The organism is Myxococcus guangdongensis (assembly GCF_024198255.1).
In the GTDB taxonomy this organism is placed as follows: Bacteria; Myxococcota; Myxococcia; order Myxococcales; family Myxococcaceae; genus Myxococcus; species Myxococcus guangdongensis.
Window position 1 is genome coordinate 409,711 of the sequence record NZ_JAJVKW010000006.1, and the last position, 23,853, is coordinate 433,563.

A 23,853-nucleotide genomic window follows, 5' to 3' on the forward strand; every position below is an offset into this window, starting at 1 on the left:
GCCTCCCGGCGGGGGGGAGGGCTACCGCTTGCGGTGCCACGCCTTGAGCTCGGCCTTCTTCTCCGCGCCCAGCTGGTCCAGCCGCTCCTGCCAGCGCTCCCGGTGAGGCCGGAGCGCGGCGACCACGGCGCGGGCCACGACGAGGTTGCGGTACCACTTCGAGTCGGAGGGGACGATGGTCCACGGGGCCTGCTTCGTGGCGGTGCGCGCGAAGACGTCCTGATAGGCCCGGGTGTAGTCCGCCCAGTGCTTGCGGTCCTCCCAGTCCCCGGCGCTGATCTTCCACGCCTTGCGCGGCTCCTTCTCCCGGTCCAGCAGGCGCTGCTCCTGCTCCTCGCGGCTGATGTGGAGGAAGAACTTCAGGACGATGGTGCCGTGCTCGACGAGCATCTCCTCGAAGTCCTGGATGTGGCCGTAGCGCTCCTTCCAGAGGGCCTGGGGCGCCAGCTGGTGCACGCGCACGGCGAGCACGTCCTCGTAGTGGGAGCGGTTGAAGATGGAGAACTCACCCAGGCGCGGGGTGTGGCGGTGGATGCGCCAGAGGAAGTCGTGCTCGCGCTCCTCGAGCGTGGGGGCCGCGAACGACGCGACGGAGACACCCCGGGGGTTGAGGCTTCCCACCACGTGCTTGATGGTGCCGTCCTTGCCCGCGGTGTCGCGGCCCTGCAGGACGATGAGCACCGAGTTGAGCCGCGAGCCCCACATCAGGTCCTGGAGGTCGAACATCTCCTCGCCCAGGGACTCGAACTCCGCCTTCGCGTCGGTCTTCTGTTCGTTCTTCGGAGGCGTGGTGGAGATCTTCTCCAACCGCACCTTGGCTCCCTGACTCGCGCTGGTGATGAGCTGCATGACGCCCTTTCGATGAGGCCCTGGTCCGGACGCAGCGTGCCATCCGGCGCGTCCGGGGCTGAAGCAATCGTGCGGGCGTCATGATGACTTCGTGAAGATGTGAGCACAGTCGGGCACGTACCTTGGCGCCATGCTCCTTCTTGGACTGGGTTGGGCCGTCAGTCACCTGCTGCACGCCTCCACCGAGGCGCCCATCACCGACGTCACCGTCTACAGCGACCGGGCGCGGGTGGTGCGGACCGCCTCGCTCCAGCTCTCGGGGGCGGAGCGCCTGGAGCTGCCCCTGTTGCCGGAGGCCGTGGACCCGAGCTCCATCCAGGTGGAGGCGGAAGGGGCCCGCGTCGCCTCCGTGGAGGTGCGCCCCGCCCAGCCGCCGCCGTTCCCCGTGGAGGAGGCCACGCTGTTGCTCGCGACGCTGGACCGGCTGGGGGACGAGCTCGCCCGCGTCACCGCCGAGCACCAGGCGCATCAGCGGCAGGTCGCCGCGCTCGGCCGCATCCAGCCGAAGGCGGCGGGGGAGGACTCCGACGGCGCGAGCGGTGCGCTGGCGCCCGGAGGCTGGAGCGCGTCCGCCGCCTTCCTCGTCGAGCTGAGCACGAAGCGCGAGGCGCGGATGCGTGAGCTCGAGGCCCGCATGCAGGCTTTGCGGGACGAGCGCGAGGAGCGCCTGGTGGACGCGAACCGTCTGGGCGAGCTGCCCTCGCCACGCGGCTTCGAGGTGCGGGTGGCCCTCACCGGCTCGGGCGCCGCGAAGGTGCGCCTGTCCTATCTGGTGCTCCAGCAGGCGCGCTGGTACCCGCGCTACGAGCTGCAGTTGAATCCGGCGCAGCAGCGGGTGCAGGTGGCCTTCGCCGGCCTCGTCAGCCAGGAGACGGGCGAGGATTGGACCCGGGCCCGCCTCACGCTCAGCACCGCGCTGCCCTCCACCTTCACCGCGCTGCCGAAGCTGACGACGTGGAAGCTGGGCACCGTCGAGCGCTTCATCCCCACGGCGCGGCGGACCGACGAGCTCCCGAGCGAGCCGCCGCCGCTGCCCATGCCCGCGGCCTCTCAGGACGTGGTGGCGGACCTGCGCCGCGAGCTCCAGACGCGAGCCCAGGAGAAGTTCCCGCCGCGCCGCCCGGAGAAGGTGGCCCGGGCGCCGAGGTCAGCTTCGACGCCGACGGAGCCGGCCTCGGCGCCGGAGTCTCCCCGCCCTTCGTCGAGCGCGAGGGTGGTGCCGGGCAGTGATGCCTTCGTCCTCGGCGGCGTCATCGATGCCCAGTCGCGAGGTCCGGTGAGCGACGTCGTCGTCACCGCCACCTCGCCGAGCCTGCCGGGAGAGGAGGTCACCGTGACGGACGCACAGGGAATCTATCGGCTCCCGCCCTTGCCGCCCGGCGTCTACACCCTCCGGTTCGAGAAGGAGCAATACAAGCCCTACGCCCGCTCGGACATCCAGGTGCGGATGCAGCGCACCCTCCGGGTGAACGTGGAGCTGCTCCCGGAGAGCCTGGGCGAGGTCGTCGAAATCGTGGGCACGCCCCCCACCATCGACGTGGGCAGCACGAACACCGGGGTGGGCTTCTCGCTGCATGGGGCGCCCATCTCCAATTGGCGGCCGGAGCCCGTCGTGGACCGCTACGTGGGGCTGGCGCCGCCTCCGGGCTGGAGTCGTCCGGCGCTGGACTCGCAGCTGCCCGCGTCGCTCGCGGGAGGACATGACCTGGCCTTCACCGCGCCGCGCGCGGAGACGGTGCCCAGCGGGCAGGGCGAGCGCACCATCCCGCTGCTCCTCGAGTCGTGGCCCGTGCAGGTGGAGCGCCGCGTCTTCCCGGCGCTGGCGTCGGAGGCGTACCTGGTGGCGCGGTTGAAGAGCCCGTCGCGAAGCGCGCTGCCCGGAGGCACCGCCACGCTCTTCGTCGGAGACGACCCGTCCGGCACCGCGTCGCTCCCGCTCATCGTCCCGGGCGAGCCCTTCACGCTGCCCTTGGGCGTGGACCCCGCCGTGCGCACCGCGCGCGACGTGCGACTGGTGCAGTCGAAGCAGGGCTTCATCTCCAAGGACGACCTCAACACGTACGAAGTCACGCTGGAGGTCTCCAATCCCTATCCCTTCGCGATGCAGACACAGGTGGTGGACCAGTGGCCCCTGGGCTGGGGCGGCGACGTGGAGTCCACGCTCGTGCGCACCGAGCCCATGGCGCGCCAGGACCCCAAGACGGGGGTGCTGCGCTGGGACGTGGTGATTCCCGCCTCCAGCAAGAAGACGCTCACCTTCGAGTACCGCCTGAAGCGCCCCCAGAACTGGAAGCTCATCCAGTAGCCGCGAGGAGCCCCCATGACCTTGTTCCCCTTGTCCCTGTTGGTGCTCGCCGCCGCGCCCCAGGTGTCCTCCGTCGTCGTCTATCCCGACCGGGCCCACGTCACGCGCACCCAGGACGTGGCGTGCCGTGGCGCCACCACCGCTGTCTTCGAGCATGTGCCGGAGGCCGCCTCGCGCGAGAGCTTCCGCGCGCGGGCCCCTGGCGCGGACCTGGAGGGCCTCACCGCCGAGCGCCAGACGCTCGAGCAGCAGCTCTCCGCGGAGCGCCGCGAGTGGAAGACGCGGTGGGAGGCGCTGGGGCAGGAGGAGCTCGCGCTGAGCGCGGCCTCCGAGCGGGTGAAGGAGCTGGAGCGTCTGTCGGAGGGCTACACGAGCGTGGCCGTGGACCACGTCACGCGAGAGCTCACGGGGCGCAAGCCGGACACGCGCGCGTGGGCCTCGGCGTTCGACGCGGCGTTGTCGGTGCGGATGCGCGCGGTGAAGGAGTCGTGGGAGCTGGCGGAGAAGCGCCGTGGGCTGAAGCAGCGCCGCGACGAGGTCGCCGCACGGCTCTCCCAGCTGAACGCGGAGGCCTCACGCGCCGAGTACCGCGTGGAGGTGCGCTTGTCGTGTCCCGAGGGGAAGAAGACCCAGGTGTCGCTGACCTATCTGGTGGGCGGCAGCTCCTGGGAGCCGAGCTACGAGGCGCGCGCGGACGAGGCCTCGGGGACGGTGGAGTTGACGGCGCTGGCCACGGTGCGGCAGCAGACGGGCGAGGACTGGTCGGGCGCGAAGCTCCTGCTGTCCACGGCGCTGCCGCGCAAGAACGCGACGCCGCCGGAGATGGCGCCGCTGCTCGTCCGGGCGCTGAAGCAGCCCAAGGAGCGACAGGTGCTGACGGCGCGTCAGGAGGAGCGCCAGCACGTGGAGGGCGGCGTCGAGGGGGCGACGTCCTCCGGTGAGGGCCCGCGCGCGGTGTCACAAGGCGTGTCCGTGCAATGGGAGGCGGAGGAGGCGGCGCGGGTGCCCGGGGATGGCGTGGCGGTGCGCGTGGTGCTGGGGCGTCACCGCCTGCCCGCGGAGTTCTCGTGGCGCACGGCGCCCAAGCTGCACCCGGTGGTCTTCCGCGTGGCGCGGCTGGCCAACACCACGTCCTTCCCGCTCCTGCCGGGGGACGTCAGCCTCTTCCGGGGCACGGGCTTTCTGGGACGTCAGCGACTGGAGCGCGTGGCGAGCGGGCTGCCCTTCGAGCTCTCCTTCGGCATCGAGGAGGCCCTGCGCGTGACGCGCACGACGGTGGAGGAGTTGAAGCGTCCCCAGGGGCTCTTCGGGGGCAAGCAGCGCTTCCGCTACGCCTACCGCTTCCAGCTCACCAACCTGCGCAAGGGCGAGGAGAAGGTGGTGCTGTCCGAGCACATCCCCGTCTCCGAGCTGGATGACGTGAAGGTGGAGGTGGCGCCGGAGTCGACGGCGGGCCTCTCACTGACGAAGGACGAAGGCATCGCCACCTGGCAGGTGGCGCTCGCGCCCGCGGAGACGAGGACCTTGGAGCTCGTCTTCCACGTGGACGCGCCCTCCAGCTACGTCAGCGGAGGGTTGTAGGGACGCTCGCGGAGGAGCCATCCTGGGGAGTGTGGCTCCTCCGCGGGCGGCGTCGTCCCGGCCTCGTTTCCCTGGCCTGCCGGTGGAAAGGACGCTTGGATGACGCGCATGTCCTTGCTGCTGCCGGACCCGGACCGCGCGCTGAACGAAGCCAACCCGCTGGTCATCACGCTCGATGACCTGCTCAACGAGCAGGAGTGTCAGGAGCTGGTGGAGCGAATCGAGGCGCTGGGGCCCTCGGCCGCGCCCGTCACCACGTCGCAGGGCATGGTGATGCGCCCCGACATCCGCAACAACTCCCGGGTGATGTTCGATGACCCGGAGCTGGCGGACCTGCTGCACCAGCGCATCCTCACCCACGTGCCCCGCAGGCTGGAGCGCACCTGGGAGCTGTGCGGCGCCAACGAGCGGCTGCGCTGCTACCGCTACGAGGCGGGGGAGTACTTCGCGCCGCACTACGACGGCGCCTTCGTTCGGGACAGGAACGAGCGCAGCCTGCTCACGTACCTGGTGTACCTGAACGACGGGGCCGAGGGCGGCGCGACGAACTTCCTCGACCTGGGGCGCTCGGTGGCGCCCCGCAGGGGGATGGCGCTCGTCTTCAACCACCACCTGTACCACGAGGGCGCGACGGTGACGGGCGGCCTCAAGTACGTGCTGCGCACGGACCTGATGTACCGCCGCGCGCTGCCCTGAGGGCGCACCTCACCAGTTGGTGAGGCGGTAGTCCTTGAAGAAGTTGCCCCAGGAGTAGTCGCCGGTGTTCTCGGCGGTGGTGACGGGGTCGATGATGCGCGCCGCGCCGTCGATGATGTCCAGGGGCGGCTGGAAGTCCAGGTCCTCCACCTTGCGCTGCGAGAACACGGCGGGGTCCTCGTCGGTGACCCAGCCGGTGTCCACCGCGTTCATGTAGATGCGGTCCTTGGCGTAGTCCGCCGCGGACGTCAGCGTCATCATGTTCAGCGCGGCCTTGGCCATGTTGGTGTGCGGGTGGCGGTCCGTCTTCGTCCCGCGCGAGAAGCTGCCCTCCATGGCGGACACGTTGACGATGTGGCCCGGCGTGGTGCGGTTGCGCGTCATCAGCGGCTTGAGCTTGCCGCAGAGGATGAAGGGCGCCACCGCGTTCACCAGGTGCACCTCCAGCATCTCCGCCGTGGACACGTCCGCGAGCTTCATCCGCCACGAGTTCATGTCGCGCAGGTCCACCTGCTGCTCGTCCGCGTCCAGCCGGCCCTGGGGGAACAGGGCGCTGGTGTCACCCTCGTTCTCCAGCGCGTACGGCAGGAGCGACAGCGCGGCGGACGAGTGGATGCCCAGCGCGGGGTCGCTGCTTCGCCACGAGGTGGTCATCGCGGAGGGCTCCGTGCCACCCGCGCCGAGAAGGGGGTTGAGCTCGGTGAGGCAGGCCCGGTGGCTGGCGAGCAGCGGGCGGGCCGCCTCGGGCAGCTCCTCGAATCGGCGCAGCTCCCCCTCGAGCAGGTGGGCGTAGAAGCCGGGGGGCCGACGCACCGTCTGCGCCGCGTTGTTGATGAGGATGTCCAGCCGCGCGTGCGTCTGCTCGATGTGCCGGGCGAAGATCTCCACGCTGGGCGCGTGGCGCAGGTCCAACCCGTGGATGTGCAGCCGGTGGGACCACTCGGCGAAGTCCGGCTCCAGCATGTAGCGCCGCGCCGAGTCCTGGGGGAAGCGCGTGGTGGCGATGACGGTGGCGCCCGAGCGCAGCAGCATCAGCGACGCCTGGAAGCCAATCTTCACCCGCGCGCCGGTGATGAGCGCGACCTTGCCGGACAAGGGCGCGCGCTGGGTGCGCTTGGCGTAGTTGAAGTCCGCGCACTCGATGCACATCGCGTCGTAGAAGAAGTGCAGCTTGCGGTACTCCGCCTTGCACACGTAGCACTTGCGCGGCACCTCCAGCAGCCGCTCGGGCCCCTCCTCGACGGGGAGTTCGCCGGCGGGCAGCAGGGGCGCGTTGAAGATGGGGGCGCGGCGCATCGTGCGGATGCGGGTGCTGGCGCGCACCTCCCGGTCCTTGGCCTGCTTGTCGTGGCGCTTCTCGCGCCGCAGGGCCTTCTCCAGGCGGGACTTCGCGGTGCGGTCCGGCATGACGATGCGGCCGGCGGCGATGAGCAGGGCGCGCTTGTCCTCCTCGGGCAGCTTGGCGAGGAGGATGCGGTCGTCCGCCATGGCCTCGAGGAGGCGGGTGCACCGACGGACCTCGTCGAGCGAGGCGGGGGCTTCGGGGGGCGGGGCGGCGTCGAGCGCGGGCGAGGTTGTCTCAGCGTCCTTCATGGCCGTCGGTGCATATCCCGGCAGGGGGCCTCGAAGAAAGGACCGCTCGCGGGCCCTCCCTGGAAGGAGGGGGGACGGCCGGGCGTCAGTGCCAGATGACCCGGCCGCCGCCGTCCACGTCGATGTCCCGCAGGGCGGCGCTCCCCCAGAGCTCCACGTCCCCCGAGCCCTCGATGGAGACCTTCACGCTGCCCCCCGCGACGCTCGCTGCCACGTCCCCGGAGCCCTCCACCCGCACGTCCAGGTGGACGGCCTCGAGGGGCCGGGCCTCCAGGTCGCCGCTGCCCGACAGGCGGGTGTCCAGCCGCTCGGCCCGGCCCGCGAGCCGCGTCGTCCCGGAGCCGTCGCTCGTCACCCGCACGGCGTCGGCGGCGCCCGACCAGGACACCTCGCCGGAGCCGGACAGGTGCAGCGCCACCGCCTGGGCGACCATCGACTCCGGCATGCACACCTTCAGCTCCCCGGAGCCCTCCAGGTGGGCCTCCAGCACGCGGGCCGCGCCGCAGTAGCTGAGCCTCCCGGAGCCCTCGGCGCGGAGGCGCACGTGCTCGGCCTGCTGGCCGAGGAAGCCGTCCACCCGCACCTGGCCCGAGCCGGAGAGCGAGGCGCCGGTGAGGCGCGGCAGGGTGACGTCCACGTGCGCGGGGCCTTGGGGGTCCAGGTTGCCGTCCGTCTCGATGCGCAGCGTCCCGTCGGACTGGACGAAGGCGCGCACGTTGTCCTGGAGGTTGGAGTCCAGCGTCACCTCCACGGCGGGGGTGGCGCCCTCTCGCACGCGCACGTCCAGGTTGCCCTCGTACGCCACGGACTCGAAGCCCTCCACGCCCCGGGCCTCCGTCACGGTGTCGCCGTTGCCGCGCTCGTAGACGTCACACCCCGTCACCCCGCCCACCGTGAGCAGCACCGCCGCCGCGCGCATCCACATGTTCGTGTCTCCCCCGGGCAGGTGCCCGCGTCCGGGACCTGGAACACCGGCCGCGGGGGAAACTGTCACCGGGCGGGTGTGGGCGCCGAGGGCAGGCGCGAGGCGGCCACCGCCAGGCACAGGGTGGCCACGACGAAGTAGTAGTAGTTGCAGAACGCCTGTTTGTTGAAGGCGAAGAAGGTGGCGTAGGTGAGCCCGGTGGCGGCGGCGAAGCCCGCGGGGGTGCGGGGCGCGCGCCACAGGCCCAGGCCCAGCACGGCGGCCACGGCGGCGAACGGAATCCAGAGGGGCGGGGGAGCGTGCCCCTTGGCCACCCAGGCGGCCAGATAGCTCAGCGAGTCGACGCGGAACGGCTGGTGGACGTGCAGCGCCACCACGCTGTGGAAGAACGCCTTCGGGTCCAGCAGCGCGAGGGGGAGGCTGACGGCCAGCGCGGTGGCGCCCGCGCGCCACAAAAAGCCCCAGAGCTGCTGGCGGGGCTCGGGCAGGAGCAGCAGCGCCAGCGGCAGCAGGAACACCGTGTGCTGCTTGATGGCGAGCGTCAGCCCGAAGACGTACGGCAGCGCGCGAGGCAAGCGCACGGCGCAGAAGACCGTCGCCGACAACAGCAGCACCAGGAAGGGCTCCGTCCAGGACTGCTCCAGCACGAAGAAGCCGCGCGGCGTGAGCAGGTACAGCGCCGCGGCGCCCGCGCCCAGCCGACCGCCACGGGTCCAGGCCATGAGTCCGGCGGCGAGCGCGGTGGCCAGGAGCTGGGCGAAGCGCGGGTCCGTCGCCAGCGCGCGGCCGAGGGTGGCGAACATCAGGCTCAGGGGCGGGTAGGGGAAGCCGAACAGCAGGCGCCCATCCTTCACGAGCCCCTCGCCGTACCAGTGCCCATGGCCGTAGATGTTGGGGAACGTCATGGCGTACGGGTTCTGGCCGCGCAGCAGCGCGTCCGCGCCTTGGGCCTGGAACACGAGCACGTCGATGTGCGGCGAGGGCGCGTGGCGCAGAATCCAGAGCCCCAGGAGCAGGTACACCCCGAGGAGCGCGGGCACGCCGATTTTGCGCAGCCAGTCCGGGCCCGCCAGCAGCGCGCCAGCGATGAGCGCCGCGGCCGCCAGCCGCTCGTGGAACTGGGCGAAGGGCCAGGGCCCCTGGAGCCTGAGCGCGGACGACGGGTAGTCGGTGAGGAGGACCTGGAGCTGCAGGAGCAACCCCAGGCCCAGTCCCAGCGCGAGCGCCACTTCACCCCACGCCCACGGCCGCGAGAGGCCGGGGCCCGCCACGGCCAACAGGCACAGGCCCAGCGTCAGCGTGAGGCCTCGCAGGGCCGCCTCCAGCAGCGTGCCGTTGCTGAGCTGGAGCGTCAGCGCCAGCACCACGGCGGCGGCCAGGCAGGAGAAGGGGAGACGCCAGGGGTCGATGAGGTCGCGCGTGGTGGGAGACGGGAGGCCGTCCATCCGGCGTCTTATACTCCACGTGCGTCTGTCGTCATCCTTGGTGGCGGCGGTCCTGATAGGCTTCACCGCCTTCCGGGGACTCGAGGTCGCATGCGCCACGCGGTGTTCGTGATGTTGCTGCTGACGGTGGGGGGCTGCCGACGAAAGGAAACCCCACGCATCGAGAAGGTGGGGCCCGCGGAGCTCACCCACCAGCGCTCCTGTGAGTGGCTCGACTGGGAGAACAACTCCTGTCGGGCGGACTCCGTGCTGCGCGCGGGCGAGGTCCGCTTCGAGCAGGTCACCTTCGTCGACGCGAGCCCGGGCAAGACGCGGGCCCTCGTCGGGCAGTTGCGCGGGGCCAGTTCGCTCGTGGACCTGCGCACCGGGGACACGCTGCTCCGCTTCTCGCCGCACACCTCGACGCGCGCGTGGTGCGGCGATTCGCGGCTGGTGGTGTCCTCACCCCTGGCGGACTTCGGAAGCTCCCAGGGGTTCCTGGGCACCACGCTGGAGGTCTTTGGGTTCGCCAAGGACGCGGCCCCCCAGCGCGCCGTGCTGCACCGGGGGCTCCGGGCCGTGCCCAGGATGTCCTGCGGCCCCGGGGACTCGCTGGCGTTCATCGTGTCCGGGACGCGCGGCGAGGCGCCCATCGAGCTGTATCAATGGAGCCCGAAGGAAGGCTCGAAGCTCCTGGATACCTGGGCAGGTGAGATTGAAAACGGCGATTCATCGGACCTCGATATTTCCTGGGATTCATCAGGGCAGCCGCGGTGGTGCGCGTGGGTCCGGCCGTACAGCGTGAACCGCTGCGTGCCTCCGGTGCGCCCGGTCGCCCGGTGAGCACGCCGTGAAAAAGTGACACCCTGGCGAAGGCTTCGAGCCGAGCGCGTTCAGCCGCCGGCCGGCCGCCGTGAGCCAGGAGACGACATCATGAAGACGCGAGTGCTGTGTGCCACGCTGGGATTGCTGGCGCTGGGAGCCCAGGGGTGTGGGGACGATGCGCCTGCCGCGAAGAGCTGGGAGGTGGGCTCGGGGTTGCGGCTGGACGACGGCGACGTCGTCAGCGTGGTGTACGGCTCGGGGCCGGGCACGGTGGTGGAGGGCAATGACTCGCGGCTCACGGACGCGCGAGCGCCCCTGGCCGGGAGCGCGAGCTACATCCAGAACGGGACGCAGCCGCAGCAGGCCTCGCTGTCGCTGACGGGCAGCGCCACCACGACGGCGGGACACTTCGTCGACGCGACGGCCGCTGTCGCCGCGCCCGTGCCGCTGCTGCGCGTGACGAACACGAGCACCACGCCGGCCTGGACCGCGTTGCCGCTGCTCTCCGTCGACTCGGCCGGTGGGCTGGTGGCGCGGGGGGAGTTGGGGCAGGGCGTGGTCCCCATGAGCGGCGGGGGCCTGCGGCTGATGTGGGTTCCCTCGAAGGGCGCGTTCCGCGCGGGCACCGTGACCGCCGCGGAGTGGGACGAGAGCAACGTGGGGGTGTACTCCTGGGCGGGCGGGGCCAACAGCCGCGCGAGCGCGTATGGCTCCTTCTCGTTCGGTGATGCGTGTGTCGCCTCCGGTGTGGTCGCGACGTGCTTCGGCTCGTCGAACCAGTCGACGGGCTCGGCGAGCTTCGCCAGCGGCGTGGCGAGCACGGCGAGCGGCTTCACCTCGGTGGCGATGGGCTACACCAACAGCGCGACGGGGCAGGGCTCCATCGCGCTGGGGTACCGCGTCGACGCGAACGCGGACTACAGCACGGCCATGGGACAGCGGGCCTCGTCGGGAGGCTTCAAGGGCTCGTTCATCTGGGCGGACCAGTCGTCCACCAACGTCATCTCCAACACCGCCGACCACCAGTTCCTGGTGCGCGCCTCCGGTGGCATCCAGCTGCGCACCAACGCCACGGCGACCACGGGGTGCAACCTGCCGGCGGGCTCCGGCGTGTTCTCCTGCACGTCGGACCGGAACCAGAAGGAGGACTTCCGGACGGTGGACGGCGAGCTGCTCCTGGAGAAGGTGGCGCGGCTGCCTGTGGAGAGCTGGCGCTACAAGGAGGAGTCGCGTGGCGTGCGTCACGTGGGGCCGGTGGCGCAGGACTTCCGCGCCGCGTTCGGCCTGGGCACGGATGACACCAGCATCGGCATGCTCGACATCGACGGCGTCAACATGGTCGCCATCCAGGCGCTGGAGCGGCGCACCCGTCAGCTCCGTGAGCGCGACGTGGAGGTCGACGCGCTGAAGGCGGAGCTGGCGGAGCTGCGCCGCAGCGTGGCCGAGCTGAAGGCGGCGATGCCCCGCGCGCGCTGAGGCGACGCGCCTTGCGTCGACGAGGGCCCGGGCCGATGCATGGCGCCGGGCCCTTCGCGTGTTCAGGGCAGCACGGCCCGCAGGCCCTTGCCCGACTCGGAGGGCGCCTCCACGGTGCGCAGCGGCGCCGTGTTCCCCGCCGCGTCCCGCGCGTACACGGTGACGCTGTTCGTGCGCGCGTTGGCCACCCACAGCTCCTCGCCCGAGGCATCCAGCGAGACGCCCGTGGGCTGCGACAGCCCCGTCGCCTTGCCCTGGAGGATGCGCACCGGCTTCACGGTGGCCGCCTTGGCCTCCAGGAGCGACGCCAGCGCGTACACGGCGACGGCGTCCGCGCCGTAGTCCGCGACGTAGAGCTCCTGGTGGACCGCGTCCCACGCGAGCCCCGCGGCCCGGTTGAGCTTGAGCTGCTCGCCCGTCCACCGCGCGCGTGGCGCCGTGTCGCCCTGGGCCTGCGCGTCGAAGAGGGCGAGGTACGCGCCGCGTCCCGTCCTGGGCCCGGCCGTCAGCCCCGTCGCCTGGCCCTTGCCCGAGCCCGCAACGAAGAGGCGCTGGTGCTCCGCGTCGAGCGCCAGGCCCAAGGGCCCGCTCAGCCCCGTCTTCTTCCCGGCGAGCACGCGCGCGGGCTGGAGGCCTCCCTGGTCGTCACGTCGGAAGACGGCCACCGAGTCGCCGCCCGCGTTGGCGATGTAGAGCTCGTCGCGCCGCGCGTCCATGGCCAGGGCCGTGGGCTGCTCCAGTCCCTCCTCGAGCGTCCCCACCGCCGTGTGGCTCTCCAGGCTCAGGCGCGCCACGGCGTTGGCGCCGGTGTCGGCCACGAGCAGCTCCTGCCGCTTCGCGTCCCGCGCCAGCCCCCAGGGCTGCTCCAGCGTGGAGGCCACGGTGCTGGACGCGGTGAGCGTGCGCGGGCCCAGCGTCCCCGGAGCGATTCCCGGCGGTGAGAAGGTGAAGCTGCGAATCCAGAACCACAGCTCGAAGTCACCACCCTGTCGGCCGTCGCCCCGGTTGGGGAGTCCGGCGGCGAAGCGCTTCGCCAGCGAGCGGGAAATCACCTCGCCGTCCAGGACGCGACTGCCGTCGCGCGAGTGGATGTAGCCGCCGCGGATGCGCAGCTTCACGAGCAGGCGGGGATTGGCGCGGTCCTCGGTGTCATAGACGCGCAGCTGGCCCAGCCACCGGTAGGACTCCAGCGCGGGAATCCAGACGATGTCCGTGCCGAAGATGCGCGCCTCGCCGCGCAGCTCGTAGGTCTGATGTCCGACGATGCCCGGCAGCCGGCCCATCTGGTCCCGCCACCAGGTGGAGTCGTGGGTGGTCAGCGGGTAGTTGACCTCCACCGACAACGACACGACGGGGCGGGGGAGTGGCAGCGGCGCGCCCGTGGGGGCCATGTGCGGCGCCAGCTCCTCGGTGCAGATGATGCGGATGCCCTGGCTCAGCACGACGAAGGGGTCGAACTCCACGACGCCGTCGTTCTCGATGACGAGCTCGGAGTTGCTGGCCATCTCCACGCGCGCGACCTTGACCGCGGGCTCGGCCGAGACGGAGACGGTGGAGCGCGCGTTGAACAGGATGGGCGGCAGCCGCGTGGGCGTCTGCGCGTCCTCCACCAGCTGGGCCGACACCCGCTGCGTCCCCAGGTTCGAGAGCGTCCACAGCGCACCGGCGATGCCTTGCGCGTTGGTGCGCACCAGCAGCGACGCGCTGGGCGTGCCCGGGCCCTCCGCGGGGCGGAGCCTGGAGCCGTCCTCGGCCTGGAGGGTGCGGAAGTGCACGAGCGCGTTGGCGACCGGGTTCTCCCCCTGCACCACCGCGACCATCAGCGGCGTGGGCAGTTCCTGGAGGGGCGCGCCCTCCTGGCCGTCTCCGCCCAGGTACAGGAACGTGCGTTGGCCGCACAGCGTGTCCAGCGCCTCCTGCACCGTGTCCGCGTTCAGCAGCGTCTGGCACCCGCCGGACTGGTAGGCCACCCGGCTCGCCAGGCTCAGGCGCGCGGTGAACACCAGGGGCAGGTGGACCTCGACGAGCGGCCCGCCCTCGGACACCAGGAGCCGCGCCTCCACCTGCTGGGTGGCGTCGTTGGGGTTGGGCAGCCACTCCACCAGGGCGATGCCGTCGTTGCCCGTGGTGACGACGATGCTCTCCGTCCACGGGTTGTTCGAGCCGGCCAGCCGCACGCCGCTGAACTGCCCGCTGCCGCCGCTCAGCACGCGGAAGCGGACCGACTGGTTCGCCGCGCGGCGCTGATGACGGGCCACGCCCACGCGCAACGGGTGCGGGAGCCGCTCCCCGGGGAGCACCTCCTGGCCGTCACCGCCCTCATACGTGAGCACCAGCTGCCGGCTCAGCGTGTCCAGCGCCTGCTGGACGGTGTGCGTGTCGTTGAGGATCTCCTGCGCGTCGTCCGGGTCGTACGCCACCTTGGACGCGACGCTGAGGCTCGCGAAGTAGCGCAGCGGCGCGTGGACCGCCTCGTTCCCGTGGTCCAGCAGCCGGGCCTCCACCACCTGGCTGTGCCGCGGGTCATTCACCGTCTGCCAGCCGTCGATGGCCGGCGTCCAGAAGACCTCCGCGATGCCGCTGGCGTCGGTGTAGACGACCATCGTGGTCTCCGGGTCGTCCGGCAGATGCACGTCCGCCACCGTGCCCTGGCCCTCGGACAGCACCACGCTGAACTGGACGCGCGCGCCCACCACGGGAATCCGCCCGTTGAACACGCCCGCGCGCAGGGGCCTCGCGAGCCGGCTGGGCGGCGCGGGCGGACGGGCGGGCAACACCTCCTGGCCGTCGCCGCCCGCGTACACCAGCGTCTTGTGCCCGGTGAGCGGGGGAAACAGGTGGCGGCAGTCGTGCACGTGCCAGCCGTCGGAGTTGCGCTCCAGCACGGCCAGCGCGCAGTAGTGGTGACGGATGCCGTGGGCGGGCTCGGAGACCGGCAGTCCTCCTTCCTGGGGCCACAGCACGTTGCGCGTCACGGTGCGTGCGGGGATGAGCCAGTGGTCGCCCGTGCGGTAGCGGCCCGAGGTGAAGCGCACCTGCACGCCGCTCTCCAACGAGGTCCACCCCAACGACGGGTCATTCGCCGGGCCGGGGACGATGTCCAGCGCGCCCGCGGGGCCCACGTGGTCCCAGCCGCGCACGGTGAGCGCGCCGGAGGGCAGCGTGGCTGGCCACGTCGCCGCGTCGATGGTGATGCGGTTGCCCGTCATCGCCTCCACGCGGATGAGCTCTCCGGGCTCGCCGCGCAGCACGCGCTCCTCGGTGGTCAGCTCCAGCCACTGGTTGGGCTGGAAGCGCCGGTAGCTGTCCTTGCCCGGCTCCGTCACCACCATGCGCCGGTTGAGGACATCCACCGACTCCACCTGGGTGAAGAGGATGCCGTTGTCGCGCGACCACTTGAAGGTGGCCGTGCCGCCGCCCGTGTTGCCGCGGTGGACCTCCACCCGGTAGAGCTGGTTCTCCAGGCGGCGGTAGCCCGCCTCGGCCGCGACGATGCAGGGGTTGTCGCTGGCCTGCTCGGGCTCGCCGCGCGCCGCGAGCGTGCCGGTGCTGGTCAGCTCGTCGGGCAGCCACTCCCGGGTGCCGAAGGTGTGGCACGGCACGCCCTCGATGGGGCCCGAGGCGTTCGTGCCCGTGAGCCGGAGCAGGCGCACCTGCCACACCGTGCGGGTGCGCGTGGCGGAGTCCGGGCCGCCCAACGCCACCTCGCGCAGCTCCGGGTCCTCGAGCGCGGTGACGTGTCGTTGCCACACGTCGAGGAACGCCAGGTAGCGCCCGTTCGCCACCGGCAGCGTGAAGCCGGGGAGGTCTGGCTGCGCATCCAGCGCCACCGCCTGCTCGTTCTGGCAGAGGACGCCTTCCACGTAGTAGCGCCCGGCGCGCACGAAGGGGCGGGTGCCCTGCGTGAAGAGGGCGAATCCCGTCTGGTCGGCGGGCGTGCCGGGCTCCTGGGGGGTCCCGCTGTGGCCGATGACGTCCCGGCGCGTCGTCTGGTCCAGGTACTGCTGGAGGTCGACGTGCTCGTTCCAGTCGGCGTCCAGCTGGACGCGGCCCTGCTGCATCCGCACGGTGGAGTAGTGCTTCGCGGGCCGGAAGGTGTTCCGGCTGAAATCGCCCTTCATGGCGTCTCCTCAGGTCACGAAGAAGAACCCGGCCTCGAGTCCGAAGCGCAGGTAGTCGGTCAGGCTCGCGCGCAGGTTGGCCTCGCGCTGCGGTTGTTGGAGGTGATGGAACACGCCCATCTCCCCCTCGTCACTGGCACCCCGGCGGATGCCCGAATCGGTGTCGTCGCGGAGCTGGCAGTAGCCGGGCTCCAGGTAGCGGTCCGAGGTGAAGACGGGCTTCACGCGCCGCTCGATCTCCAGCCGCACGTCCTCGGGTGTCCCTTCCGCGTACGCGGGCTGGCAGCGGAAGCGCTGGGGCACGTGCGAGCCGGGTGGCACGTAGCAGAAGCGCATGCAGCCCTTCTGCCGCTGCACCACGTTCACCCGGCCCGTGAAGAGGCTGTCGCTGCCCAGCTCCAGCACCGTGGTCTCCACGCTCCCGAGCACCGTGCTGGCGAGCACGTGGAGCGTGCCCGTGAGGCCCTCGGCCTCCAGGTCCTCTTCCGAAGGGAGCAGCGGCCCGGGCGGCGTGGGCAGCCCTTGGAGCGCGGGACCTCCCAGCCCGTCCACGATGCAGTCCTCCAGTCGGAGCACGGTGGCGCGGCCCGTGCGCACGGGGCCCGTGATGCATCGGTGGAGGAGCACGGTGCAGTCACCGTCCTTCTCGCCCTTCACCACCAGGCTCGGCTCGGTGGTGCGCGGCTGGCCATCCGGCAGCAGGTCCTGTCCGGGCACGAGCGTGCAGTGGCGCAGGTCCAAGGTGGCGTTGTCCGCGGCCTGCACCTCCAGCACGCCGCCGCGCACGAGCAGCCCGCTGAGCACCAGCGTGGCGCCCTGACCCAGGCGCACCAGCCCCCGGCCACCCTGCAGGTCGATGACGGGGCGCTGGAGGTTGGCGGCCCGCAGCTCCAGTCGCGAGCCCGCCGCCACGTCCAGCGTGGCCAGCGGATGGCGCTCGCTGTCGAGCACCTCCACCAGCGCGTCCCCACTGGCGCTGCTCGCGCTCAGGGCCGAGGCGAGCGTGGGGTACGGGCCCGCGCGCGTGTCGACGCGGTACTCGCCGCGCTGCTCCAGGGGGAGCAGCGTCTCCTGACGGTCATAGAAGCCGCCGCCCACCTCGCTGCTGAAGCCGTACGCGTAGCTGACCGACAGCGCGGTGGGCACGGGCCGTCCCTCGGCGAAGGCGAGCCGCCCGTTCACCGGGTCCACCGCGACGCGAATGCTCCGATTCACCGGCGGCAGGCTCGGGTCCAACGGCGGGTAGGGCAGCGTGGCGGGAGGACGGTGCCAGGTGGACAGGTCACAGATGAGGACCTCGTCCGGGGAGATGGCCTCGAACGTGCCCGGCCCCGCGTCCAGGTGGAGGGTGAAGGGCGGGGTGGCGCCGAAGGAGCGCTGCTCGGGCGTCTGGCCCCGGGCGAGCGCGGCGCGGCGGGCCTCCAGCTCGTCGTACAGCGGCCGGCGGCGCAGCGGCGTCGGCACGTTGAGCTCCCCGGCCAGCGAGCTGAGCGTGGTCTCCGACTGCGGCAGGTTGAACAGGTGCGTGTCGCAGCCGAGCGCGTCGAAGCGGAAGAGCCCCTCGTCCGTGGCGCCGGGCTCGGACGCTGGCAGCACCCGGTACGCGGGCGCGAGCACGACGGGATAGGACTCCAGCCGCCACAGGAAGAGGCCCACGTTGGGCAGGTTGTGCTGGCCGCGCTGGTTGTCGATGTGGCGCACGTCCACGGTGCGCGTGGCGTCCTCGAAGGGCGTGCCCACCAGCTCCATCGCGTTGGCGTCGCGCAGGTCCGGGGTGCGCAGGCTCGTCAGGCGCGGGTGGTTGAGGTACTGCGTCGTGCCCACGCGCTGGAAGAACTCCACGGCGCGCGCGGGCCAGCCCGTCACGTCGCGCGCGAGCTGCTCCAACATGGCGGCGGTGCCCTTGCGGCGCCGGTACGCCAGGGTGTTGGCCACGTAGGCGCGCTGGCTGAAGAGGCCCGGGTCCACGGGCACCAGGTCGCGCACCTTGAGCAGGTCGCCGATGTACGGCACCACCCACTCCTGGCACGTCTCGATGAACCAGTTGTCGTGCAGCTGGCCGATGTCCTCCTCGAGCGCCAGCAGCTCGTGCTCCATGATGGCCAGCAGCGCGCGCAAGGGCTCGCCCTGCAGCGTGTCCTTGGCGCGGTGGATGGCGGGCAGCAGCTTGTACAGCCGGTCCCTGGGCGAGGGCGTCACGGGCTCACCTCCAGGTCGTGCACCAGCGTCACGCCCCGCCGCTCACCCTGGAGCGACGGGTCCAACAGGAGCAGCTGCGCGGGCCTCAGGAGCGTGCGCTCCCACCGGGCGCCGCGCGCGCGAATCACCGAGAACAGCTTCTGCTCCGGGATGGAGGGCGTCGTCGGGTGCAGGCGCTCCAGGTCCACCATCACCACGCCCGGCACGTCCTGGAGGACGCGGATGACCTCCGCGCCGCTCACCGCCTGGGCGAACTGGCGTCGCTCGAAGGAGAACGCCTGGCGCAGCGCGGCCTCCGCCCGGGCGAGCACGTCCTCGGGCAGGTAGCGCGCGTCCAGCCGCAGGCGGGCCTCCATGGCGAAGTAGAGCCGCTCGTAGGAGGAGAGCGCGAACTGGCGCACCGGGTCGTGGTGCGTGCGCAGGGCCTCCTCCAGGCTCTCGTGGAGCAGGGTGCCCGGCTCCACCGGCTCGCCGTCGTTCGCGGCCACGGTGACGTGCACGAGGATGCGCTCGCCGTTGGTGAGGTCTGCGGCCTGGGCCTTGCCGATGCCGGCGAAGGTGGAGGCGAAGTCCTCGTAGTCCTGCAGCGACACCACGCGGCGCAGCGTCAGCACCGACGCGGGGGCGTTGTCGCGCGCCTCGTCCCGTGACTCGGGCGCGGCGGCCCCGGTGGCGGGCAGCGGGTTGCCCACCTCGCGGATGCCCAGCGGGCGCACCTTGAGGAGCGCGAGCTGCCCGGAGTCCACCTCGCCCTCCGGGCCGATGCCGGAGCGATACACCGCGGTGATGTTCTCCTGGCCCGTGGGCAGGCGCGCGCCGGACACGCCGTCACCGAAGGTCACCACCACGGTGCCGTCGTCCTGGAGGCGCACCATGTAGACCTCGGCGCGCTCGTCCTGGCCGAAGAGCGTGGGCACCTCCTTCCACAGCACGCCGTTGACGCGAACCTCCAGCGTGCTCTCCCCGCCCGTGTCGGTGGGCGCGGCCACGTAGGTGAGCGGCGGCTTGCGCAGCACGAAGCGCTGGTGCGTGCGCGAGCCGTCGCCGCCGCCCAGCACCTCGCGCACCGTCTCTCCGTGCGTGGAGGGGGCCACGTTGCCGTGGATGCGCACCGTGTCGCGCACGAGCGGCGCGGCCAGGGGCTCCTCGAGCACCAGCCGCGTGCAGCCGTCCGGCAGCAGCTCCGCGCGGTCCAGCGCGACCACCTGACGCAGCCATTCGCCCGGCTGCCCCTCCACGAGCTGCCTGCCCTCGACGAGCAGCACGTGCTTGGGCTCCAGCCCCGCCACCGCGCGGTCCAACTCGATGGCGTCGCCCTTCACCGGGTCTGTCCGCGGCATCTCGCCGATGGGCAGTTCCTCGCTCTGCGCGAGCACGACGGTGCTGCGCAGCGGGAAGTAGGACAGGTGCTCGTTGGTGTCGAACGTGAGCCGCGTCACCTTGGCGGTCATCGTGAAGTCTTCACGCGCCCAGGGCTGGATGTCGGTGATGCGGTAGAGCTCGACGTAGCGCGACTTCCAGAGCGCCACCCAGCTGCCGTGCACCAGCGTGGGGTACTCGCGGTCCAGGTCCACGATTCCCTGCACCGCGGTGGCGTTCTCGAACTGGGGCCACTGGGTGAAGCGCGCGTCGCCGGGCCGGAAGTCCGGGTTGTAGCGCTTCTTGACGTCGTCCGGCATCGCCTTGAAGGACGGCGCGTTGTAGCCGAACAGGTTGCCGCGCAGCCGCAGCACGAAGGCGCGAGGATGGTCGGCCGGGTCCACGCGCGGCGACTCGCTGCCCAGCCCCGGCTCCCACGTCACCACGGTGTGGTTGAGCTCGGGCTCCTTCGGGTTCGACACCTGGGTGACTGTCTTGACCCAACGCAAATCCCATTGCTCGCTGCCGGGCTGGCGCTCGCGCTCCTCGCCCACGAGCAGCAGCGCGTCGCCGGGCTGGAGGCCGGGTTGGAGCCCGCGCAGGTACAGCGTGTTCTCCCCGCGCATCAGCGGCTGGGGCTGCGTCCTCGGCACGCGGAGCAGGTTCCACTCCGCGCGGGCCTCCAGCGCCTCGGTGGTCTCGAAGGTCTGTGGCCGCGCGTCCTGACCCGGGATGCTGAGCACCTGCACGCCCACCGGGACCTGGACGCGCGAGGGCGCGCCGGGCGCGGTCTCCACGGTGAAGACCAGGTACGTGCTCGCGGCGACGCCGGGCTTGAGCTCGTAGCCGAGCTGCCGCGCCAGCTCCAACACCGAGCGCCGCTCCGTGGCGGTGCGCAGGAAGCCCTCGTTGGCGATGCGCTCCTGGTAGAAGGTCAGCACGTCGGCGGCCGTGGCCCACGCGTCCAGCATCGCGATGGACAAGTCCTCGGTGCCGCGCGTGGACAGCGCCGCCAGTGGTCGGGTGCCGGCGAACTCACCCTCCGGCAGGAACTCACGCGGCAGGCGCGAGAGCATGCGCTGGAAGAAGCTGGAGTGCGTGCCGATGCGGTACGCGAGCGCGGGCTGGCCGGGGCGGTTGTACAGCGGCGCCGCCTCCTGCGCGCCCTGGCTCTCGCACGCGTCGCAGTCCCCCGAGCCCTTGATGGACGTGCTCACAGGCCCCCCTGCATGTAGAAGTCGAGCTTGCCGTTCTCCGGTTGGCTCGGGTCATTGTCGAGCCGGGCAATCTCCAGCCGGTCCATGGCGATGAGCCCGTTCTTCCACTCGTCGCGAGGCACCTGGCCGAAGCGCCGGAAGCGCTGCGCCTTGCCCGGCGCGTCCTCCGTCTCCACCCACGCCACGCCGGGGACCTTCATCGCCGTGGCCACCAGCTGGCTCAGGTACACCGGCTCGCCGAAGGTGAAGTTGTCCGGGTGGAAGAAGGCGCGCCGGCCATCGGGCAGCTCCCCGTTGCCGAAGACCTCCAGCAGCGCGGCCTTCACGTTGGCGGCCAGGTAGCCCGGCAGCACGCAGACCGTCATCGCGATGTCCAACGGCACGAAGAGCGGCGCGTCGACGCGCAAATCGTACCCCGCCAGCCGGAAGCGCTCCAGGAAGGTGGTGAGCCGCTCGGAGAAGTCCACGTCCACCGGGAAGCCGCCGCGCCGGTCCACGGTGATGAACATGGTGTGCCAGCTCCCCGTCCACCGCAGGCTGCCCACCGCGCGCTGCACCTCGGGGTGGCGCTGCGCCACCTCCGCGTAGTCCTCCTCCGTGACCGCGCGCTGCTGGATGCGGAAGGCCTCCGGCGCGTCGATGCGCACGCGCTCCACGGTCTCCGGCTCCACGCCTCCCTGGGCCGGCAGCGGGTTTCGCACGCGGAGGATGCCGTCGCGCCACGCGCCCCCCACGGGCGAGAACACATGGGTGATGGACTCCGCGCCCACGTTGCCCGCGCCGCCGTTGCCGATGCGGTACGTGGCCGTCATCCCCACGCCCGCCCCGGGGCGCTCGCCGAGCACGTTGTCGCCGAAGCGCAGGCGCGCCCGTCCGTCGTCCTCCGCCTCGGCCACCAGCTCCCGGCTGAAGCGGCCGCTGTTGAGCAGCGTGCGGCGCGGCACCCAGACGCGGCCGCTCTCCGCCTCGCGCAGCCAGAGCGCGGGCAGGGCCTCCTCCGGCGCCGAGCGCAGCGCCGCGGTGGCGGACGCCGTGGGGTCCACCGCGCGGCCACCCTCCGCCCGTGACACCTGGGTGAGGGGCCCCCTCGACAGGCGGGGACGGTAGCTCCCCGTCGCGGGCACGGCGGGAAGCTCCTCCGTCAGCGTGCGCCCATGGTCCACCAGCACCACGTTGCCGCGCGCCACGCTCACCGGCGCGGGCTGTCCGGGCACGTCCTCCTTCTCTCCGGTGGAGTCATGCGGGACGGTGACGGTCCACAGGCACAGCTCGAAGGGCAGCGCGTCCTCGGTGTGCCAGGACACCTCCACCACGTCCACGCCGAGCAGCGGGTCCTCGCCGAAGCCCACCTGCGTCAGCCGCACCGCGTGGCGGCGGGACGGGTCCGCGTCCACGGCGCGCCCCGTCGAGGCGCCGCGCGCCTCCTCGAGGATGAGCACCTTGCCCTCGGAGAAGTTCTCCGCCGTGAAGGTCTTCTTCGTCGGGTCCGCGGGCGAGGGCGGGTTGAGCAGCGTGGCCGCCGTGGCGCCCCGGGGCAGGCAGCAGCGGTCCTCGCCCCAGGTGTGGAAGGTGATGCGGCCGTGGCCCGAGGAGAGCGTGGTGGGGTGGAGCGACTCGAACACCTCCGCGCCGGAGACGATGGCGGCCTGCAACTGCCGGGCGTCCACCACGCGGGGCGCGTCCACGGTGGTGATGAACACCGTGCCGGCCGTCACCTCGGTGGGCCCGGCCAGGGGCGTGCCCTCCGCGTCGGGCGTGAGGCTCACCGTCACCCACGCGCGGGCGTTGCCGCCGTCGTGCATGGGGTAGTCGAGCAGTCGCGCGTGACGACGCACCGAGGTGCGCTTGCGCGCGGTGCCCAGGTACGCCTCGGTGGCCACCGCGTCCTGGTAGTAGCTGAGGTAGTCGGCGGAGTAGGCCATCAACTCCACCAGCGTCACGCCCAGGTCCGCGGGGTTGCGCTCCTTCCACTGCGGCGCGACCTCCGACAACCGGTCGAGCAGGAGCCGCCGGAAGCTGGCGTAGTCGCGCGTGAGGTAGTCGAGCGTCGGGTCCACGCCGTCCGGCGTGACGGTGGACTTCGGCGGGGCGCAGTCGAACTCGCTCGGGCACTCCACCTTGAAGGTGAAGTCCACGCGTGACAGCAGGGCGTCGAAGCCCTCCAGTGGCACCGTGTCCAGGAACCCGCGCAGGAGCGCGAGCGTGTACGTGGAGAAGTCGCCGGAGGACGTGGTGCGCACCACCAGCGTCTGCTGCGTCTCGGTGGTGCCGTTCTCGACGTCCAGCGCCACGCGCCGCGCATACTCCTCACGCTCGGCTTCGGTGGTGCGAGGCTCGGGTGGCGGCTGGTCCATGCGGAACGCGAGCGCGACGCCGATGTCCTTCAGGCGCACGCCCCCGGTGATTCCCACGTTGTCCGCGCTGAGGGTGGCCGGCAGCGGCTTGTAGCAGCGCACCCACAGCGTGCGCTGGCGCTCCAACTCGAGCTCGGCGGCCTCCTCGTCCAGGACCTCCAGGTAGTCGATGCCGTTGAAGGTGGGGTGGGCCTCCACCAACCGGCGTCGCTGTTCGCTCTGGCAGACGTAGCGCGCGCCCATGTCAGAGCTCCCGTGAGAACTGCGCCGTCTGGCGCTGCTGGGTGCGGCGCACCACGTAGCGCACCGTCACGTGGAGGGAGGCCTCCTCGCTGCGCGTCTCCACCGCCTCCACCTGGATGAGGTCGCCCAGCCACTGCTGGAGCGCGCCCTGCACCAGGAACTGCGTGGCGGTGGCCAGCTCGGAGCTGTTGGGCGCGAAGACGAGCTGCCCCAGGCCCGTGCCGAAGGTGGGCCGATTGACGCGCTCACCGGGCGAGGTGAAGAGCACCTGCTCGATGAGGTGCCGCACGTGCGTGTCCAGGTCCGCGTCCGCCGTGCGGCCCCGTCCATCCAGGCGATAGGGGAAGGCGATGTGCATGGCTCAGGTCCCCCTCACGCGGACCTGCGTCATCACCACCTGCGGAGGCCCCAACGGCGCGGCTCCCATGGACAGCCCCACGCTGTTCTGCAGGATGACGAACTGGCCTCCCACGCGCACGCGCACCGAGGGCACCATCCATTTCACCTGCACGCACGGCCCTCCGCCCTGCGGGGGGAAGGTGCAGCCGGACACCAGGTACTGGTCCGCCATGGTGGCGACGAACTGGCCGCCCACCTTCACGCGCGGGTTGCCGGGCATCGTCTGCACCTGGCCCCCATGCGGGCACATCACCGTGGCTCCGACGTGGACGACGAAGGCTCCCATG

General features: G+C 71.8%; 15 protein-coding genes. 5 read left to right on the forward strand and 10 right to left on the reverse strand.

What is annotated here, in order from left to right; genetic code table 11:
• Nucleotides 1-21: 21 nt before the first annotated feature.
• The gene (locus LXT21_RS21050; protein WP_254039934.1) at nucleotides 22-849 is read right to left on the reverse strand and encodes a polyphosphate kinase 2 family protein; all 828 of its coding nucleotides are present in this window, start codon (nucleotides 847-849) and stop codon (nucleotides 22-24) included.
• Between the two features lie 130 nt (nucleotides 850-979).
• Between LXT21_RS21050 and LXT21_RS21055 the strand changes: the two genes are divergently transcribed.
• The 3 genes from LXT21_RS21055 (at nucleotide 980) to LXT21_RS21065 (ending at nucleotide 5,431) form a co-directional block, all read left to right on the forward strand.
• Nucleotides 980-3,154 (forward strand): mucoidy inhibitor MuiA family protein, encoded by a 2,175-nt coding sequence (locus LXT21_RS21055; RefSeq protein WP_254039935.1) that lies wholly within the window; start codon nucleotides 980-982, stop codon nucleotides 3,152-3,154.
• Between the two features lie 15 nt (nucleotides 3,155-3,169).
• A complete protein-coding gene (locus tag LXT21_RS21060; RefSeq protein WP_254039936.1) occupies nucleotides 3,170-4,735 on the forward strand; it encodes a mucoidy inhibitor MuiA family protein in 1,566 nt (521 codons plus the stop codon).
• 99 nt (nucleotides 4,736-4,834) lie between these two features.
• Nucleotides 4,835-5,431: a prolyl hydroxylase family protein gene (locus tag LXT21_RS21065; RefSeq protein ID WP_254039937.1), complete on the forward strand. Its 597-nt coding sequence runs from the start codon at nucleotides 4,835-4,837 to the stop codon at nucleotides 5,429-5,431.
• A 9-nt stretch (nucleotides 5,432-5,440) separates the two neighbouring features.
• On the opposite strand, the gene LXT21_RS21070 is transcribed toward LXT21_RS21065, so the two are convergent.
• The 3 genes from LXT21_RS21070 to LXT21_RS21080 all read right to left on the reverse strand — a co-directional run bounded on the left by LXT21_RS21070 (nucleotide 5,441) and on the right by LXT21_RS21080 (nucleotide 9,394).
• A complete protein-coding gene (locus LXT21_RS21070; RefSeq protein WP_254039938.1) occupies nucleotides 5,441-7,024 on the reverse strand; it encodes an SDR family NAD(P)-dependent oxidoreductase in 1,584 nt (527 codons plus the stop codon).
• Between the two features lie 85 nt (nucleotides 7,025-7,109).
• Complete coding sequence (locus LXT21_RS21075; RefSeq protein ID WP_254039939.1) at nucleotides 7,110-7,949, reverse strand: head GIN domain-containing protein; 840 nt, start codon at nucleotides 7,947-7,949, stop codon at nucleotides 7,110-7,112.
• 65 nt (nucleotides 7,950-8,014) lie between these two features.
• Nucleotides 8,015-9,394 carry a hypothetical protein gene (locus LXT21_RS21080; RefSeq protein ID WP_254039940.1) on the reverse strand — a complete coding sequence of 460 codons (1,380 nt, stop codon included), beginning with the start codon at nucleotides 9,392-9,394 and terminating at the stop codon, nucleotides 8,015-8,017.
• A gap of 90 nt (nucleotides 9,395-9,484) precedes the next feature.
• Here LXT21_RS21080 and LXT21_RS21085 point away from each other — a divergent pair, with 90 nt between their 5' ends.
• Both LXT21_RS21085 and LXT21_RS21090 read left to right on the forward strand, forming a co-directional pair.
• Nucleotides 9,485-10,216, forward strand: a complete 732-nt coding sequence (locus LXT21_RS21085; protein WP_254039941.1) for a hypothetical protein — start codon at nucleotides 9,485-9,487, stop codon at nucleotides 10,214-10,216.
• Between the two features lie 90 nt (nucleotides 10,217-10,306).
• Nucleotides 10,307-11,674, forward strand: a complete 1,368-nt coding sequence (locus LXT21_RS21090; protein WP_254039942.1) for a tail fiber domain-containing protein — start codon at nucleotides 10,307-10,309, stop codon at nucleotides 11,672-11,674.
• Between the two features lie 62 nt (nucleotides 11,675-11,736).
• On the opposite strand, the gene LXT21_RS21095 is transcribed toward LXT21_RS21090, so the two are convergent.
• From LXT21_RS21095 to LXT21_RS21120, 6 genes are read right to left on the reverse strand one after another with little or no spacing between them, the layout of a single operon-like run.
• Nucleotides 11,737-15,795, reverse strand: coding sequence for a DUF6519 domain-containing protein (locus LXT21_RS21095; RefSeq protein ID WP_254039943.1), 4,059 nt, complete (start codon nucleotides 15,793-15,795; stop codon nucleotides 11,737-11,739).
• Nucleotides 15,796-15,804: 9 nt separating this feature from the next.
• Nucleotides 15,805-17,994, reverse strand: coding sequence for a hypothetical protein (locus LXT21_RS21100; RefSeq protein ID WP_254039944.1), 2,190 nt, complete (start codon nucleotides 17,992-17,994; stop codon nucleotides 15,805-15,807).
• The gene (locus tag LXT21_RS45405; protein WP_254039945.1) at nucleotides 17,991-20,570 is read right to left on the reverse strand and encodes a putative baseplate assembly protein; all 2,580 of its coding nucleotides are present in this window, start codon (nucleotides 20,568-20,570) and stop codon (nucleotides 17,991-17,993) included. Before LXT21_RS45405 ends, LXT21_RS21100 begins: the two co-directional genes overlap by 4 nt.
• Entirely contained in the window at nucleotides 20,567-23,167 is a 2,601-nt protein-coding gene (locus tag LXT21_RS21110) for a putative baseplate assembly protein (RefSeq protein WP_254039946.1), read from the reverse strand. Before LXT21_RS21110 ends, LXT21_RS45405 begins: the two co-directional genes overlap by 4 nt.
• A gap of 1 nt (nucleotide 23,168) precedes the next feature.
• The gene (locus LXT21_RS21115) at nucleotides 23,169-23,525 is read right to left on the reverse strand and encodes a GPW/gp25 family protein (protein ID WP_254039947.1); all 357 of its coding nucleotides are present in this window, start codon (nucleotides 23,523-23,525) and stop codon (nucleotides 23,169-23,171) included.
• 3 nt (nucleotides 23,526-23,528) lie between these two features.
• On the reverse strand, nucleotides 23,529-23,852 hold the full coding sequence (locus LXT21_RS21120) for a hypothetical protein (protein WP_254039948.1): 324 nt from the start codon (nucleotides 23,850-23,852) through the stop codon (nucleotides 23,529-23,531).
• Nucleotide 23,853 lies beyond the last annotated feature (1 nt).